This window comes from Flavobacterium sp. N502540 (assembly GCF_025947365.1).
In the GTDB taxonomy this organism is placed as follows: domain Bacteria; phylum Bacteroidota; class Bacteroidia; order Flavobacteriales; family Flavobacteriaceae; genus Flavobacterium.
Genome location: NZ_CP110012.1, coordinates 1,490,609 through 1,507,972, shown reverse-complemented (window position 1 = coordinate 1,507,972; position 17,364 = coordinate 1,490,609). Strand labels below are relative to the sequence as shown.

Annotated in this window: 18 protein-coding genes; 9 read left to right on the top strand and 9 right to left on the bottom strand. The window is 35.6% G+C overall.

Translation table 11 applies throughout. The annotated features are described in order from the left end of the window. Positions 1–134 precede the first annotated feature (134 nt). The 4 genes from OLM58_RS06745 to metG form a co-directional block, all read right to left on the bottom strand. Complete coding sequence (locus OLM58_RS06745) at positions 135–410, bottom strand: hypothetical protein (protein ID WP_264531692.1); 276 nt, start codon at positions 408–410, stop codon at positions 135–137. A gap of 223 nt (positions 411–633) precedes the next feature. Further along, the gene (locus tag OLM58_RS06740; RefSeq protein WP_264531691.1) at positions 634–1,419 is read right to left on the bottom strand and encodes a hypothetical protein; all 786 of its coding nucleotides are present in this window, start codon (positions 1,417–1,419) and stop codon (positions 634–636) included. 100 nt (positions 1,420–1,519) lie between these two features. Next, positions 1,520–1,687 (bottom strand): hypothetical protein, encoded by a 168-nt coding sequence (locus OLM58_RS06735; RefSeq protein WP_264531690.1) that lies wholly within the window; start codon positions 1,685–1,687, stop codon positions 1,520–1,522. Positions 1,688–1,887: 200 nt separating this feature from the next. Continuing rightward, complete coding sequence (metG, locus tag OLM58_RS06730) at positions 1,888–3,945, bottom strand: methionine--tRNA ligase (protein ID WP_264531689.1); 2,058 nt, start codon at positions 3,943–3,945, stop codon at positions 1,888–1,890. Positions 3,946–4,367: 422 nt separating this feature from the next. On the opposite strand from metG, the gene OLM58_RS06725 reads away from it, so the two are divergent. Both OLM58_RS06725 and OLM58_RS06720 read left to right on the top strand, forming a co-directional pair. Beyond that, positions 4,368–4,595 carry a CDGSH iron-sulfur domain-containing protein gene (locus OLM58_RS06725; protein ID WP_070906333.1) on the top strand — a complete coding sequence of 76 codons (228 nt, stop codon included), beginning with the start codon at positions 4,368–4,370 and terminating at the stop codon, positions 4,593–4,595. Positions 4,596–4,746: 151 nt separating this feature from the next. Next, positions 4,747–5,877 carry a DinB family protein gene (locus OLM58_RS06720; RefSeq protein ID WP_264531688.1) on the top strand — a complete coding sequence of 377 codons (1,131 nt, stop codon included), beginning with the start codon at positions 4,747–4,749 and terminating at the stop codon, positions 5,875–5,877. A gap of 43 nt (positions 5,878–5,920) precedes the next feature. On the opposite strand, the gene OLM58_RS06715 is transcribed toward OLM58_RS06720, so the two are convergent. Further along, positions 5,921–6,823, bottom strand: coding sequence for a PhzF family phenazine biosynthesis protein (locus tag OLM58_RS06715; protein ID WP_089076052.1), 903 nt, complete (start codon positions 6,821–6,823; stop codon positions 5,921–5,923). A gap of 75 nt (positions 6,824–6,898) precedes the next feature. Beyond that, positions 6,899–7,456 (bottom strand): YdeI/OmpD-associated family protein, encoded by a 558-nt coding sequence (locus OLM58_RS06710; RefSeq protein WP_264531687.1) that lies wholly within the window; start codon positions 7,454–7,456, stop codon positions 6,899–6,901. A 297-nt stretch (positions 7,457–7,753) separates the two neighbouring features. Here OLM58_RS06710 and OLM58_RS06705 point away from each other — a divergent pair, with 297 nt between their 5' ends. Further along, positions 7,754–7,924: a hypothetical protein gene (locus tag OLM58_RS06705; RefSeq protein ID WP_264531686.1), complete on the top strand. Its 171-nt coding sequence runs from the start codon at positions 7,754–7,756 to the stop codon at positions 7,922–7,924. Between the two features lie 153 nt (positions 7,925–8,077). Here OLM58_RS06705 and OLM58_RS06700 read toward each other — a convergent pair whose 3' ends face one another. Genes OLM58_RS06700 through OLM58_RS06690 form a run of 3 tightly spaced genes read right to left on the bottom strand, consistent with a single transcriptional unit; the run spans position 8,078 to position 10,099 of the window. Then, on the bottom strand, positions 8,078–8,770 hold the full coding sequence (locus OLM58_RS06700) for an outer membrane beta-barrel protein (protein ID WP_264531685.1): 693 nt from the start codon (positions 8,768–8,770) through the stop codon (positions 8,078–8,080). Positions 8,771–8,781: 11 nt separating this feature from the next. Beyond that, complete coding sequence (locus tag OLM58_RS06695) at positions 8,782–9,378, bottom strand: hypothetical protein (protein ID WP_264531684.1); 597 nt, start codon at positions 9,376–9,378, stop codon at positions 8,782–8,784. Between the two features lies 1 nt (position 9,379). Continuing rightward, entirely contained in the window at positions 9,380–10,099 is a 720-nt protein-coding gene (locus OLM58_RS06690) for a hypothetical protein (protein WP_264531683.1), read from the bottom strand. A 244-nt stretch (positions 10,100–10,343) separates the two neighbouring features. Here OLM58_RS06690 and OLM58_RS06685 point away from each other — a divergent pair, with 244 nt between their 5' ends. The 6 genes from OLM58_RS06685 to OLM58_RS06660 all read left to right on the top strand — a co-directional run bounded on the left by OLM58_RS06685 (position 10,344) and on the right by OLM58_RS06660 (position 17,256). After that, positions 10,344–10,886 (top strand): hypothetical protein, encoded by a 543-nt coding sequence (locus OLM58_RS06685; RefSeq protein ID WP_017495897.1) that lies wholly within the window; start codon positions 10,344–10,346, stop codon positions 10,884–10,886. Positions 10,887–11,151: 265 nt separating this feature from the next. Next, complete coding sequence (locus tag OLM58_RS06680; RefSeq protein ID WP_264531682.1) at positions 11,152–12,579, top strand: T9SS type A sorting domain-containing protein; 1,428 nt, start codon at positions 11,152–11,154, stop codon at positions 12,577–12,579. 175 nt (positions 12,580–12,754) lie between these two features. Beyond that, a complete protein-coding gene (gene serS, locus OLM58_RS06675) occupies positions 12,755–14,026 on the top strand; it encodes a serine--tRNA ligase (protein WP_264531681.1) in 1,272 nt (423 codons plus the stop codon). Positions 14,027–14,150: 124 nt separating this feature from the next. Further along, on the top strand, positions 14,151–14,975 hold the full coding sequence (lgt, locus tag OLM58_RS06670) for a prolipoprotein diacylglyceryl transferase (RefSeq protein WP_264531680.1): 825 nt from the start codon (positions 14,151–14,153) through the stop codon (positions 14,973–14,975). Between the two features lie 111 nt (positions 14,976–15,086). Next, a complete protein-coding gene (locus OLM58_RS06665; protein WP_264531679.1) occupies positions 15,087–16,868 on the top strand; it encodes a tetratricopeptide repeat protein in 1,782 nt (593 codons plus the stop codon). A 76-nt stretch (positions 16,869–16,944) separates the two neighbouring features. After that, positions 16,945–17,256 (top strand): DUF4286 family protein, encoded by a 312-nt coding sequence (locus OLM58_RS06660; protein ID WP_017495902.1) that lies wholly within the window; start codon positions 16,945–16,947, stop codon positions 17,254–17,256. Positions 17,257–17,364: the final 108 nt, after the last annotated feature.

Sequence of the window (17,364 nt, the reverse complement as noted above, 5' to 3'; positions counted from 1 at the left end):
TATTGAATCGGAAAGTGGGTTTTTGCTAAGATCTCACTTTTTTCTTGAATAAGAATCAAATTATTGATTTTTGTAAAGTTTTTAAAAGAGAAACGCGTGAATCGATTATCAATTTCACGCGTTTAAGAAAGTCTTTAAGATGTAGCAATTTCACTGCAGGCCTGTGCTATTTGTTGATCCGAGAAGGGATCAAGTGCCTGGTTCAGCATTTTAATGGTTTTCATACAACTTATCATTTTAGTGCGCAGCTCCTGGTTGTCACCAATCTCTGTTTCCAGAATGGCCTCGAAAATCTCGGACAAATATTTCGGTTGTTCTCTAAATTCTCCTTCCATCCAAAGAAAGGAAAGGAATTTTGCCACCGCTGGCAGTACATCTTGTTGTGCTGGTTTTTGATTTTCTCTTTGCATATTCGAAAATATTAAACGCACGAATCCCCCGCTTTAGATGTGCAAAAATACCCATAAGGATAGAATTCCCATTGTTTCCTCAGGGACATCGTGGCGAGGGAATCGCTTATTGTTAACTTTAATTAAGTTAAATGTTCAGGATTACTCCTTATAGTATTTTTGCAGAACAAACTTACAAATAAAAATTTATTAAAGCGTTAATAAAGAAAGAATTTTCTTATTATTAGTTAACAATTAGTTTTGAGCTTTCAGTTTTTAATTCATCAATTATGTCAGGAAAAATGGTGTAAAAATCTTTTTCTAAAGTTGAAATAAGCGTATCCATTTGGGATTTTGTATTTGTAGAGACACTAATTTCTTTAGCGATACATTTCTTAATGTTTCCATTAATTGAATTAATCATGCTTTTTATTGCAGAATTTTTATTTAAACCGATGAATAGATTAAGAGCATTTATATATTGTTGAAAATACATGTTGTAATTTTTGTCTTTTAAAGACATCATTCCTCGTAAAGCAAAAATAAATGCTTGTACATATTGAGTTTCACTTTTGATGTTTTTATTTAGCTCTTCTTGGGATAAAGTAATCTCTTTTCTAAGAAGTTCAAATTGTTCTCTGTGAAACTCAGTTATTTTTAATTCTAGTTCGAGTACTTTGCTATTTGTTAAATTCTCAAATTCTTTGGTCTTAAGATCAATCTGTTCTTTGTAATTTCTAATTTGAATGTATGGAATTACTATTAATATAATTGAACCTGCAATACTTAAAAATGCTATTAATTTATTCCAAGACTTATCATAAAAATCATTAACTTTTTCAATTATATCAATAGATTTATAGTCGTTTTTTTCGATTTGATCAAGCCTTTTAGATAATGAGTCATTTTTTCGATTTAGTATTAAAATTTGATTTTTAATTTTAGTATTAATAGAATCAACCTTAGTTTGCGAAATTGGATATGATTTCACAACAAAGAAAACTAACAATAGAAGTAAAGTTTTTTTCATAAGAATTTTTTTTACTAATATCTTACTTTTTTGCAACTGTTTAATTAATTAAAAGCTGTTAAAATCAAAAAAGCGTAAATTAATTAAAAAAAATAATGATTCACATTTTTTTATTTTTTAGCCATTCTCTCATTTCTGAAATTACGTCTTCATTTTTATGAAAATTTCCATTTTCAATCTCTATTCTACTTGCTAGAATTGCTGTTTTTTGATTATTAGAGATTTTAAAAAGCTTTTTTTCAGATGCATTTATAAAATTTGAGTCCATAACTATTATTTGATGTAATCAAAAATATAATTATTTTGTTCAATTAGATCAAAAAAAGAAAGTTATCTGCCGGATTTTTTGGCTGATAACTTTCTATAAAAAACAAATCCGACAGGTTTTTGAAAACCTGTCGGATTTGTTTTTTATAGATTTAGAAAATTATCGCATTATCAAATTGCCACATTTTCTAATTAAAATAATTAGTTAACCGTTTCCCCATTCGGAGCATCAGCATCCGGATTGATGAAAACCAGTTTTCCTTCGGCATTGGTTGTCATCAGGATCATTCCCTGACTTTCTACACCACGTAGGGCTCTTGGCGCTAAGTTGGCTAAAACCGAAACACGTTTTCCGATAATTTCTTCCGGTGAAAAGCTTTCGGCAATTCCCGAAACAATCGTACGTACATCAATTCCGGTATCCACTTTAAGTACCAGAAGTTTATTGGCTTTAGGCATTTTTTCGGCTTCCAGAATAGTTCCTACACGAATGTCCATTTTGGCGAAATCTTCAAACTGAATAAGATCTTTTTGTGGTTCAGGTTGTTTACTTTCGGCAAGATTTGCGGTTTTTGTCGCTTCCAATTTGTCTATTTGTTTTTGTATTTCTTCGTCTTCTATTTTTGCGAAAAGCAATTCATTCGGACCAATTTGATGTCCTGATGGAATTAAATCTGAATTCTCAGCAACATCATTCCATTGTAATTTGCCTTCATTTTTCAGGATTCGGGATAATTTAGCGGCAGTAAAAGGTAAAAACGGCTCAGCCAGAATACTCAGGGCAGCAGCAATTTGGGAGGCTACATATAACTGAGTTTTTACACGCTCCGGATTTTCTTTTATGACTTTCCAGGGCTCTTCGTCTGCTAAATATTTATTTCCTAAACGGGCCACGTTCATCAACTCACCCAAAGCTTCACGGAATCTGTAACGCTCTACCGAACTTGAAATTACAGCCGGATAGGCTTTTAATTCTGCCAAAGTATTTTCGTCAACTTCAGACAATTCATTTGGTGTTGGAATAAATCCATCGTAATTTTTGTTAATCAAAACGGCAACACGGTTGATGAAGTTTCCGAAAATAGCAACTAATTCGTTGTTGTTTCTTGCCTGGAAATCTTTCCATGTAAAATCGTTGTCTTTAGTTTCCGGTGCATTCGAAGTTAAAGCATAACGTAAAACGTCTTGTTTCTCCGGAAATTCTTCTAAATATTCGTGCAGCCAAACTGCCCAGTTTTTAGAAGTCGAAAGTTTGTTTCCTTCCAAATTCAAAAACTCATTTGCAGGAACGTTGTCCGGTAAAATATAGCTTCCTTCGGCTTTAAGCATTGCCGGGAAAATGATACAGTGAAAAACAATATTGTCTTTCCCGATAAAATGAACCAGTTTGGTGTCTTCGTTTTTCCAGTAAGGTTGCCAGTCTTTTCCTTCGCGGGCTGCCCATTCTTTAGTAGACGAAATATAACCAATAGGAGCATCAAACCAAACGTATAATTTTTTTCCTTCGGCACCTTCAACCGGAACATCAATTCCCCAGTCAAGGTCACGCGTTACGGCACGAGGCTCAAGCCCGCCGTCAACCCATGATTTTACTTGTCCGTAAACATTCGGTTTCCAGTCGTTTTTATGTCCAACCAAAATCCATTCGGTTAAAAACTCAGTGTATCGATCCAAAGGTAAAAACCAGTGTTTAGTTTCTTTTAAAATTGGCGTTTCTCCGGTAATTGTCGATTTTGGGTTAATCAAATCGGTAGCATTCAATGTCGATCCGCATTTTTCACACTGATCTCCATAAGCTTCCGGATTGTCACATTTAGGGCAGGTTCCTACCACAAAACGATCTGCCAGAAACTGATTGGCTTTGGCATCGTACAATTGTTCGGTTACTTCTTCAATAAAATCGCCTTTGTCGTACAAGGTTCTAAAAAATTCAGAAGCCGTATCATGATGAATTTTAGCCGAAGTTCTGGAGTAATTGTCAAACGAAATTCCGAAATCAGCAAATGATTTTCTAATAATTCCGTCGTATTTATCGATAACTTCTTGTGGTGTAACTCCTTCTTTTTTGGCTTTCATCGAAATTGCAACACCATGTTCATCGCTTCCACAAATAAATGCAACGTCTTTTCCTTGTAAACGTAAATATCTCGAATAAATATCTGCAGGCACGTAAACCCCCGCCAAATGCCCAATATGTATAGGTCCGTTGGTGTAAGGTAAGGCTGCCGTGATAGTATATCTCTTTGGATTCTGTATCATAACTCAATTTTATTGAGTGCAAAAATAAGCAATAGAATTGAGATTTTGTTATTGCGTGGAGTTTCACAGCCATTTTCACAGAGATTCGCGAAGAATTTTATTTTTTGGATCTCGCAAAGGCACGAAGACGCAAAGAAATTTACACTATTGTTATTTCTCGTTCCTCGAAATGACAACAGTGCGTTTGATGGTCAGGCTGAGCGAAGTCGAAACCTGACCATACAATTAAACTTCGCGCCTCTGCGCCTTTGCGAGATTATTCTAGATCAACAAAAAATCTTAGCGAATCTCTGCGAAAACTTTCGAGTAACTTTGTGTAATAACCCATAAAATAGAACCAGTTTAAACTAGCATACCCTCTAAAATCTTCCCGATTTATTTCGCAACCTTTGCACTCAAAAAAAGAACAAAAAAGCAATTTTATGAGCAAGACAAAACTTATCATCAATAAAAACGGATCGATTAAAATAGAAGGTGACTTCGAAATCATGGATTCAGAAGGAGCTGTTTACGGACTACAAGGAAGATCGGCATTAGGTCTTTGTCGTTGTGGGTTGTCAGCAAACAAACCTTTTTGCGATGGCGGACACCGTAATAATTTCGAACACGAGTCTAAAGCATTCGATTTACCACCAATGAAAACAAACTAAGAACTTCGGTTTTGGTTATTTTTTATAAGGAAGCTGCATCTTAACTGATGTGGCTTTTTTTGTTTTCATTTTCAGATGATTTCTTAAATATAATCAGTTATTTCCTTAAAAAAGTGTATTATATTTACCTGAATTTTTAAAAATATAGCGAATGAAAAAATTGGTGACCTCAGTGTTATTTTTATGTTTTGTTTTGGCCCAGGCTCAAACACAAAAGACGGTTTCGAGTGATTGGACATCCTTCAATCAAACGATAGAAATTCAATCCCCTGTTAAAAAGAAGTTTAAAGTAATTGCATCGGTAAAAGTAGAAAGTACCGAACCTCAGGCCTGGGCAGGAGTTTGGGCAAGAGTTGATACTAAGAATGAAGAGGAAGGTTTTTTTGATAACATGAGAGACAGACCAATTAAATCAAACGAATGGAAATCTTATACTGTAGAAGGAACTATCGATAAGAACAGTAAATCACTAAGTTTTGGAGGTTTGTGCCTGAATAACGGTAAATTCTATTTTGATAAATTCGAATTGCTGATTGAGAATGAAAAAGGTGTTTTTGAACCGTTGGCGGTTTTAAATTCAAGTTTTGAAACCCCTTTGAAAAATGGTGAAATTCCGAAATGGGGTTTAGGTATTTCAAAAGAGGCAAATGTAAAAGTGAAAGAGTACAAAATTACACAGGATAAATCCAGTACTGACGGAAAAAACAGTTTGCTGCTGGAAGGAAGCGGGATTAAACCGCGACCCCAAGCAAAGATTGGAAATGTGGAAGGAGCATCACCAAAAATTGGAGATATGATATCAATGCTTGAAGATCTTAAAGGCCGTGTAGAAAGAACAGTGAAGAACATGAATCAGTACGAAATTGATTATTTGCATGATGCAGAAGCCAACCGAATTGGAGCACTGGTGATGCATTTGGCCGCTGCCGAAAAATACTATCAGGTTTTTACTTTCGAAAACAGAGATTTTAATGAAGAGGAAAAGAAACAATGGAATGCTGCTTTAAACCTCGATCAGGGTGGACGAGATGAATTTAAAGGACATGATATTCAATATTATTTAGACATCTACAATGAAGTAAGAGCTAAAACAATTTCGGAGCTAAAAAAAAGAGACGATGCCTGGTTTGCTGAAGTTCAAACAAAGTATGACATGAGTAATCAATATTGCTGGTTTCATGTTATGGAACATCAGTCGAGTCATCTAGGGCAGATTTTGTTTTTGAAGAAACGTATTCCGCCTCAGCAAAAACCAACTTTACCAAAAGAAATCAAAAAGTAATAGTTTCGATTTATAAAAAAAGCTGCATCATGTGCAGCTTTTTTTATAAGTAAAGTTCTCCCCGCATCGTTATGGTAGAAGAACCTCCAACCAGAATATCTTCTTCGCGATTCATTACTTCAATCATTGAGGGCTGTTTTAATCGTACACCCTGAAGAATTTTGTATTCTTTGTCGGATTTAGTGAATTTCTTTTGCGTTAAAAAGCCAATTAAAGGCCCCGCGGCCGTTCCTGTAGCAGGATCTTCATTTATTCCGATAATTGGGTTGAAAAATCTCGTTTCGACGATATGCTCCTCATTTTCATCAGCGATGGTGAAACAATAAAAACCTTCAAATTTATATTCTTTCGAAATTTCGATTAAAAGCTGGTTGTCCGGAACAAAACTATTGAGTATCTGGCTGCTTTTTATGGGAACCATGGCATGGGCAACTTCTGTATTGACTATGGTAGGAACAAAAGCATTTACATCTAAATCTTCAATTTTTAAACCAAGTGCAACTGCAATTTTATAAGTTGGAATTTCTTGCTTGATGACCGCCGATTTTTGATGCATTTGAACAAGGGGATAGAAAGTAACCGGGTCTAAAGTAACGGTTAACGGAATGGCGGAATGTTTCATAATTACAAAAAGCTCACTTTCGTTTTGCTCATCAAAAATAGGCATACCTTTTAAGAGAGCACCGCAAACAGCACCCAGTAAATTATGTCCCGCTCCGTCGATTTCGATTCCCGTTGGGGTAAACGAACGAACCATCAGTGCTTTTTCTCTTGTGGAATAATAAACAAAAGAGGTTTCGGAGTAGCCAAATTCTTTAGAAATATCCTGATACGTTTCCAGTTTTAAATTACCATCGGTAAAAACAACAGAAAGCGGATTTCCTTTATAACTTTCGTTTGAGAATACATCTAAAACGTAATATTCTAGTGTTTTTCTTCCCTCCATTCTTTATTTCTTTTTAGCTGAGACTTTTTTAGACGGATTAAAGTTAATATTTATCGTTTAGCAAAGCAATAGTTGTTACAACATTCGCTTTTGTTCGGCACTTATCTGTATTGCTTTTTCTAATCTCGAAAGTCTGGTTTTTTCCTGTTTGGCACTCATGATCCAATGAATCATTACCTTTTTGTACGAGGGTGCCTGATGGCTAAAATATTCCCAGGCTGTTTTGTTCGCTTTAAATTGTTTTTCAAATTCAGGGTCAAGTAGGTAAGCTTCTCTTTCATGTGAGTAGATTTTAGATCTTTCTTCAGATCTTAATTCGAAAGCCTTTAAGCCTTCGGGTAGCATGAGTCCGGTCTTAGTAAGTTCTTCTACTTTTTTGATATTGATGGCACTCCAGATACTGGATTTTTTTCTGGGCGTAAACCGTATCGTATAACTTTCTTCGTCGACAGCTCTTCGAACACCATCGATCCAGCCAAAACAAAGCGCCTGATCAACAGATTCTGACCAGGTCATGCACGGTTTTTTGGTACTCACTTTGTAAAACCCAACTAAAAGTTCGGTTTCCTTTTGATAATGTTTTTCTAACCATGCTCTGAATTTTTCGGATGTTGAGAAGAAGGTTGGTGTCATTTTGGATGAAGTTATCGTATTGAGTGTAAATATAAAAATCCTTTTTAACACAGAGAAACATAGCTTTTAAATGTCGAAAAAGAGAACCTAATAGAGAAATACATTTCTTTCGCATAGTAAACTCTGTGTGTTCTAGCTGAGTGAAACGTCCTGTTTAAAATTAGCAAATCTATGTTTCTCTGTGTTAGAATAATTTCATTGCGGTTTACACACAAAAGCATAAGAATCAAAATTAGTAATAATCGTTTTTATTATTAGTTCTTTATCTTTGCAGAAGTAATTTAAAGAGTTGAAATCATGGCGAAAGGACCTGAAAAAAACGGCAAAAACAAGGCTTTGCATACCAAATTGCTAAAACGCAAAAAAGCTAAAGTTCAGGAAGAGAAAAGAGAGCGTGCTTTAAAATTAAAGGCTCTAGTAGCAAAAATGAATCAGAAAAAAAATACGGATGGATCTGATCTTATTTAGATTGGAACGTGTTTTCTGCCTTCTCTGTTTTGAGCACAAAGACTGTGTTTCTGTTAATTAAAATAGGGTCTGGATTATTCCCTTTTGGGTAAAACGTAAAAAAAGCAGTAAACAATTATATGTTTACTGCTTTTTTAAATCTGAAGAAAGGTTCTATTTCGAGAGTGAAAATACCTTGTAACTGATAGTAACTGATATCATATTGGTTTTACCTTGAAGGATGGGGCCGGTGTAATTATTGGAACTATCAAAACTGTGTGTTTGGACATCTTCCAGTAAATTAGCCAACCCTAAACTATATCTCAAGTCAAACCTGAAGTCATTGTATCCGCCTGTTAGTCCTAGTCCTAGCCCATAATTGAATTTAGAACTGTCTTGTAGATCGGATTCATTTAATAAATATGGTAAATAGTATTGATTAGTAACATCAGCACCTTTTGATGGTGTAATTGGGTCAACGTATGAAACGAAAGCACCTGCCTGAGGTCCAAGGAAAAATCTGTCCTCTTCTGGTTTTAAAATGTAATAGTTAACATAAGCTCCAAAACTTATGTCGGAATATTTGTATTTCGAGTTTTTTGCTTCTTCAAAATTATCCTCGACATATTTTACATCTAATATATTTTGTTTGTATGCAAACTCGAATTGAAAATTGTAATTTTCATGATAACCCAAATGGTACTGTGTTCCAACTGTAAAACCAGGTTTAGAATCAGTGAGTAAATCAGATGATTTTAAATTGTTTTGAGATAAGCCTGCCGAAATATATACTCCTCTGGGAGCTTGAGCATATGTAGATAAATTATATAATAGTATTGTGATAAAAAGTAGTATGTTTTTTTTCATTATTGTAGATGTTATTGGCATTTAATATATTCTGTGTCGAAGAAAAAGGATAAGATTTCTCGATTATTTTGGTCGTGTAGATCATATTTGCTTAGCTTGGTCATTAAGGCAGGGCAATCCGAAAAGTACTTTTTAATGAATGGAGAAATCTCTCCTCGAAGTGCTATTTTTCCTTCTGTGTTTGTTGATGTACCATTAATTTGATCTAAGACAGTTTCATTATTATCAATTAAATACAATTCATAAAAAGTTTTTTTAAAGCCTTCTACATAGTGTCCCTGAATTGTTTCTATAATATAGGCAAGACCAACAAGTTTTCGATCGTTTTTTTCGCCATATACAAAATATACATCTGCTTTTTTCTTTTGGTTTAGATGAAACGATTTTAGTAAAGAGGAGCCTATAACGGCATGATCGAGATCTTCAAATTTGATATACTTTTCCCAACTCTTGCCAAGGTTTACATACGATATTCGCTTATCTACCAGGAGTATATCTGTAACTTCATCACGAGTAAGTATCTTGTTTCCTTTTTTGTCAACTATGTAGGAGTTTTGCGCAAAAGAATTTGAAAATGTAAAAATTAAAATTAGTACTAATAGTTTCATTTTAATTTTCTGTTATAGTTGTTGAAGCATTTAATGTAAAAGAAGATGGTTTAAAAATTACATTACAGAATGCTGCTGTCAGTTTTCCATTTGAAGAAGAAATATACACGACTCCTTCGCGGGCGCGAGCAAGATCTAAGTAATTAAAGCTTACGCAAACTTCATTTTTTTCCATGAAAGAAGTGGGACAGGAATTGCAAATAGTATAAATGCCGGGAACTGGTTTTACATCATTAGCAAATTCTATTCTTAGATCGCCCTGAGACGAGCTGGCAGTCATTGTGAAATTATCAGTTCTGTTGGATGTGGATACTGAATTAAATTTTATTGGAGCGAAAGAACCTGTGAAAACAATGGTATTTTTGTTGGTAGTGCAAGGAATATTGGGAGCATTAACTTCAACAAGCAATTTACTTTCGATACTTTCGCAGATTCCTTTTGTTGTTTTTAAGGTGTATTCTCCTGCCATAGCAGATGTAACATTTTTAATAATTGGATTTTGAAGGTTGGACTGAAAATTATTAGGACCTGACCAATTGTATTTAACTTCAAAACCATCATTAAAGGGGGTTTCCAGCTCCAGAGTTGCGCCTGGTACTAATGGGGAGTTACTGCTGATTTCCGTAGTAGGTAGATAACATGTTACTGCATCAGTCGAAGAACAGCTCCCAAACAGGAGTGTGCAGAGGCTTGGAATGAGAAGAAGTAGTTTTTGCTTCATAAAAAATGTGGGAATAATATTTGGTTTTGATTAAAAGAGCGCAAAAGTATGTCTTTTATTAAGTTTTTACCTAGATTTTAAAGAGAAAAATAGCTGCTGATCTTATGTTTCTGGTAAGTAGTTCGTTTGCTTTTGTTTAGGTTCTAAGTCTTTTAATCTGATTTCATATTTCTTTAAATTATAGATTTTGTTCTCTGTTTATTTTATCCGAAATTTGCATCAAACACATTTAAATAAATTCAAAATGGAAGAATTTGGCAGAATAATAGTTTCTGAAACGGCAATGAACAGTGAGAATCTGCAGGATGTGATTCACTCGAATATTTCGGTAATTAATTTAATGCGTGAAGAAGGTGTCGATGATGAGTTCATCCACGAAGATGCTTTGATGAGTTATTATTTAGATTTCTATTGGTCACAATATACAGAAGGAAATTTTGCTCAGTTTGTCTATAAATCAGGTTGGAACAAAGAATTAAACGAACTTATTGAAGAAGGTCTGACTTTAATTGGTGCCGAAAAACACTTGGAATTGTTTCAGCAGCAAAGCAAAAAAGTGAGATTGATGAGCAGCGTAAAACTCAATAAATTTTTAAGCGGAAAATTGGAAGGCGTAAACCCAATACGTGATTTACTGAACAACGATACGTTTTATGAATTAGAAGAAAACCTGGTGACATTAAATGCCGATTTCTTAAAAAATCATCCCGATTTCGAAGTGCTTTCTGTCGATGATATGTTCGCGACTTTGGAGGAATTTGTGGGGCATGAAATTAAGAGGGTTTAGTTTTTTTGGAGGTTCAAAGGTTCAAAGGTTTTTACCGGACTTTTGTCAAAGAGATTCGCGGAGTTTTTTACAAAGCTTCACAAAGTTAACCGAAAAGAGCCTTTGGCTCAAGACATATTGTAGGGATGGATTTTAATCCGTCCTACAAAGTTTACAGGAAAGAGCCTTCGGCTCGGCCAGTATTGTTGGGGTGGATTTTAATCCGTCCTGAAATAAAATAAATAATTTTACCTGAAATTGCATTTTCCGTCTAATCAATAAAATCTTGAGAGAACAAATTTCCATTTGTAAAAAGGCAATTTTTGCCTTGTTGTTTTTGCCGGTAGTTTTATCCGGTCAGGTGAACAATACGAATACAACTGATAATGTTACCCGGTATTATTACGACGATCAGGTCGTTTCGGTGCAAATTTGGTACGGAGCAGATAAAAATCCGGACAGCACCAAAACGTATTATCCGAACGGAAAATTGAACGAAGTTTTTTATTACGACGAGAAAGGGCTCAAAGATTCCGATTGCTTTCAGTACAATCAGGAAGGCGAAAAGTTAGTCACCTGGAATTTTGCGCATGGGAAATTGGTTGGCAGAACCGATCATAAACTGCCTTTCAGTAAAGACAAGGAAGAATCGGTAAAAAAAGCCCTCAAACTGCTTACTGAAATCAATGCCAAAACAAATTACAATCCCACTAAAGTTAATGATCTGTACAATCGGGGTGTGTTAAGTGTTAGTTTGGGCAATATTACGCTGGCACTCGAAGATTTAAAAAAAGTCGAGTACTCGATTGATAAAGATCCTAAAAATAAAAGTATTGTTTTGGCCGATTCGTTAGAGCAAAAGAAAGATTTGTTTCGAAGCAAGCTTTACGACAGATTAGCCTTTGTCTATGCATCACTCGAAATGGATAGTTTTGCGATCCAGTATTACCATAAAGCCATAAAAAGTGCTCCGGACGATTTACGCATCCTCTATAATTTTGCTTCATTGCTCCAGCGAAGAAAGATATACGATTTAGCGTGTTTTTATCTGGAGAAAATTGCAGCTGTAAAACCGGATCACGCATATGCAAGGTGGAGCCTCGCGAAATTGTACAGCGATACAGGCAATTATGAAAAAGCGATGGAAAATATTGCGGCAGTTTTTGCGGCTGAAAAAACAATTGCAGGCAGAAATTCGGCTTACGGTGGCAGAGATTTAAGAACCATCCGGGGTTTAATCTATCACAAATTAGGAGAATCAAATAAAGGAATCGCCGATTTAAAAGCAGCATTAGAAACGGATAAAAATAATTCGTACGCGATGAAGAATCTGGGGATTATTTATGTAGAGCAGCATAAATACAAAAAAGCCTGTGAGTTGTTTCAAAAAGCAAAAGCGCTCAATTATGCTCTGATTTATGATGAAACAGATTTATCAGCATGGTTGGAAAGTGCTTGCAATAATACTCAGCATGAAGATGCAAATACGAAAAAACCATATGTTTTCCCGAATCCCGCAATAAGTGTGATTTCGATAAAAGATCTTAATGCCGAAAACTTTGATTATGAGTTTTTTAATTTCGAATCGGTTTCTGTCTTAAAAGGAAAAAGTACAGATGGAAAGATAGACGTCTCAAGCCTGCCTTCTGGTTTTTATGTGCTTAAAGTGACTACGGCAGATTCAACAGCAAGTTTTAGGGTGATTAAAGAGTAAAGAGTGAAGAGTAAAGAGTAAAGAATAATCTTTGCGTATCTCTGTGTTTTCTTTGCGTATCTCTGTGGTACAGCCCCGAAATAACTTTAGAACCAACTTTGTCATGATCTTAGGAAACATTTCCTTAAATTTGCTTCCATTATAAAAAAAATACAATAGTTATAAAAAACAAGCTATGTTACAAATCGCATTTATTAGAGAGAATCAGGAGAAAGTAATCAAGGCTTTAGCAAAACGAAATATCGATGCTAAAAGCGTTGTGGAAGAAGTGGTGCAATTAGACGAAAACCGTCGCGCAACACAAGTAGAATTAGACAACACTTTATCCGAATCTAATAAATTGTCCAAAGATATAGGGGAATTGATGAAAGCTGGCGAGAAATCGAAAGCTGCAATCCTGAAAGAAAAAACAGTTTCCTTAAAAGAAAAAAGCAAAGAATTGGGCGAAAAAGCAGAAGCTTTAGCTGCCGAATTAACCAATAAATTATACACTTTACCCAATCTTCCTGCTGATATTGTTCCCGAAGGAAAAACACCGGATGACAATCTGAATGTTTTTCAGGAAGGAGATATTCCGGTTTTGCACGAAGGAGCACAACCACACTGGGAGTTGGTGAAAAAGTATGATATCATCGATTTTGAATTGGGTGTGAAAATTACTGGAGCAGGGTTTCCGGTTTATAAAGGAAAAGGAGCCCGTTTACAGCGTGCTTTGATCAATTACTTTTTAGACAAAAACACTGCTGCCGGATACAACGAAGTTCAGGTACCGCATTTGGTAAACGAAGCTTCAGGTTATGGAACAGGACAATTACCGGACAAAGAAGGGCAAATGTATCATTCAACTGTTGATGATTTGTATTTGATTCCAACCGCTGAGGTTCCGGTTACGAATTTGTTCCGTGATGTGATTTTAAACGAGAGCGATCTGCCAGTTTTGCATACTGCTTATACACCGTGTTTCCGTCGTGAGGCAGGTTCTTACGGAGCTCACGTACGTGGATTGAATCGTTTGCACCAGTTTGATAAAGTAGAAATTGTACGTGTGGAGCATCCGGATAAGTCTTATGAAGCATTAGACGGAATGGTTGAACACATAAAAGAGATTTTGAAAGAGTTAAAATTACCATACCGTGTTTTACGTTTGTGTGGTGGTGATATGGGCTTCACATCTTCTTTGACTTATGATTTTGAAGTGTTTTCAACAGCACAGGATCGTTGGTTAGAGATCAGCTCCGTTTCTAATTTTGAGACTTTTCAGGCCAATCGTTTGAAATTGCGTTTCAAAGACAAAGACGGGAAAAATCAATTGGCACATACTCTAAACGGAAGTTCATTGGCATTGCCAAGAGTTTTGGCCGGAATTTTAGAAAATTATCAAACTCCGGAAGGAATCGTAGTACCGGAAGTATTACGTCCATACTGTGGATTTGATATTATAAATTAAGATTGAAATAAAGTTTCCAGTAACGGTCACAGTGTTCAGTTGCAGCCTCAGTTTGAGGTGAATTGCATTGAACACTGTGACTGAATACTGTAAACCGAGACTGAATACTAAAAAAAAGAGGAAGATGGGAGGGATTTTAAATTGGGACGCAGATCCCGTTATTTTTTGGATAACAGATAGTTTTCCACTAAAATATTATGGTGCTTTTTTTGCCTGCGGATTACTGCTGGGCTACGCCATAGTGCGTAATATTTATAAAAAAGAAAATCTTTCGCTGGATAATCTTGATAGTTTATTGGTTTATGTAATCGTCGGGACTATTTTGGGAGCGAGATTGGGACATTGTTTTTTTTACGAACCGTCTTATTTTTTACAGCATCCGATAGAAATTCTGTTGCCCATACAAAAAGTAGCAGGAGTTTATAAATTTGTTGGATACCAAGGGCTTGCAAGCCACGGAGGTTCAATCGGAGTTTTAACCGCTATGGTTTTATATTGCCGAAAGTATAAAGTTAAATTCTTGTGGCTTTTAGATAAAATGGCAATTGGAGTTCCGGTTACAGGAGCTTTTATCAGGTTTGGAAATTTTATGAATTCTGAGATTTACGGAAAACCCACCAATGGAAACTGGGGTGTGGTTTTTCAGAGAGACGATTTAATTCCAAGGCATCCGACACAGCTGTATGAAGCCTTTGCCTACCTGTTGATTTTTGTAATTTTACTGACGATGTACAAATCAGAGAAGATACGAAAAGCGGATGGTTTGATCTTTGGCTATTTTCTGATGTTACTGTTTCTGGCGCGATTTGTAATTGAGTTTTTCAAAGAAAATCAGGAAGCTTTCGAAAATAGTATGTTCATTAACATGGGACAAATATTGAGTATTCCTTTTATTTTGATAGGCCTGGGACTGATTGTCTGGAAGTCTAGGAAGAATGTTTATATTTAGTTTTTAGTCGCGGTTCTCAGTCTCAGTCTATGTTGAACAATGCAAACTGTAAACTGCGACTGCAAACTGAGATAGAGAACTGTCACTGAACACTGAAAAAAAAGCTAAAATATGAAAAACAGCATCATCTATATCGTTTTGTTCTGGTCTGCTTTTGCATTTTCACAGAATGAACAGCTTGCGCAGTATTATTACGATAAAGGTGATTTTGAAAAAGCTAAAATCAGTTACGAAGAACTTTTAAACAGTTCGCCGTCCAACACACAATATTTTTTAAGAACAATTGACTGTTATCAGCAGTTGCAGCAGTTTGAGACTGCACAGAAAGTAATTCAGGATCGTTACAACAAATACAAGCAAGGCGTTTTTTTAGTAGAGTTAGGGTATAATTTCCAACTGCAGAAAAACGATGCTAAAGCCAAAAGTTACTACGAACAGGCGATCGAAAAGATTAGAACCAATCCGAATGATGTTTACGGAGTTGGTAATTCTTTTGAGAAAAAAGTATTGCTTGAATATGCATTACGAGCCTATCAGACCGCCATGTCAATTCAGCCGAATTATAACTTCAATTTTCAAATCGGAATGCTGTACGGACAGTTAGGACAGACGGATCAGATGATTGATCTTTTACTGACAGAATCGTACAAAAATCCACAGAACGCAAATTTAATACAGACACAGCTGTCTCGTTTCATGAACGGCGAAACGGATAATACCGCTTTTAAAGATGCAATGCGAAAAGCTTTGATTTTGAGAACACAAAAAGATCAGGATGTGTTTTGGAATCATTACCTGAGTTGGTTTTATGTGCAGCAGAAAGAATTCGGTAAAGCCTTTATTCAGGAAAAAGCAATCTACAAACGCGACCCGGAATCACTTTCAAGTATTGTTAATCTGGGACAATTTGCGTTAAATGAAGATGAGACTGACACGGCAGAGGAAATTTTCAATTTTATTCTTCAGACGACTAAAGATCGTGATTTACTCATTCAGACAAATTCGTCTTTGATGCAGATAAAAATTGATAAAGCGCAGGAAAAAGAGTATCCATTAATCAATTCCGAACTACAACAATTGCTCATAACCTATGAAATAACTCCTTTTACCTTATCTTTGCAAATAATTCAGGCACATTTCCTGGCTTTTAATCTTAAAAAGACAGAAGAAGGCAAGGATATTATTAAAAAAGCGCTGGAATTAAATCTGAATGCCTATCAGCAGGCAGATGCGAAAATGGAGCTGGCAGACATTCTGCTTTTAGAAGAGAAATTCAATCAGGCACTTATTTATTATTCGCAAATTCAGTTGGATTTGAAGAATGATGTAATGGCGCATGAAGCGAGTTTGAAAGCCGCCAAAACAAGTTATTACAAAGGTGATTTCGAGTGGGCTTTGAAACAGTTTAAAGAATTGAAGGCGGCCAATACGCAATTAATTGCCAATGATGCACTTGAGTATTTTTTACTGATCAACGACAATACAGTTGCCGATTCAACACAAACCGCTTTGAAGCAGTTTGCCAAAGGTGATTTTTTAATGTATCAGAATAAAAAGCAGGAAGCAATTGCTCAGTTTCAGGGGATATTAAAAACGTTTAAAGGACAGGAAATTGAAGCTGTTACAATGTTGCGTTTAGGTAAAATTTATGAAAGCCTGAAGGATTACACCTCAGCTTTGGCGCAGTATCAGCAGATTATAGACCATCATGGCGATGGAATTTATATCGACGAAGCATTGTTTTTCTCTGCAGAAATTTACAACGATGAATTGCATAATGCAGAAAAGGCGAAGCCTTTATATGAGAAGGTAATTTTTAATCATCAGGACAGTATTTACTTTGTTGATGCCAGGAAAAAATACCGGGAGTTAAGAGGAGACAAGAATTTATAGTACCGATTATAGGATTATTAGATTATTAGATTTTTCGAATAATCCAACAATCCAACAATCTAACAATCTAGAAAGAATGATTATTTACAACGTTACTACCAATATACACGAGAGCGTTCAGGAGCAATGGTTAAAGTGGATGCAAGAGAAACACATACCGGAAATCCTGGCCACACAAAAGTTTTCTTCGGCAAGAATTGTCAGGGTGATGATTGAGGAAGAAATGGGCGGAATTACTTATTCCGTTCAATATGTTACAGATAGCAAGGAAACGTTAGAGCGTTATTATGTCGAAGACGAACCGGCATTTCACAGAGAAGCCTTGGAATTATTCGCTGATAAAATGCTTTCTTTCAGGACAGAGCTGGAAGTGATTTCGGAACATTAAAAGGAGGATAGTTAGATTGTTGGATTATTAGATTTTTCGAATAATCCAACAATCTAACTATCTAAGAAAAGATGGAGATTCGGTTTCAAACAAAAGAAGAAAGCAACA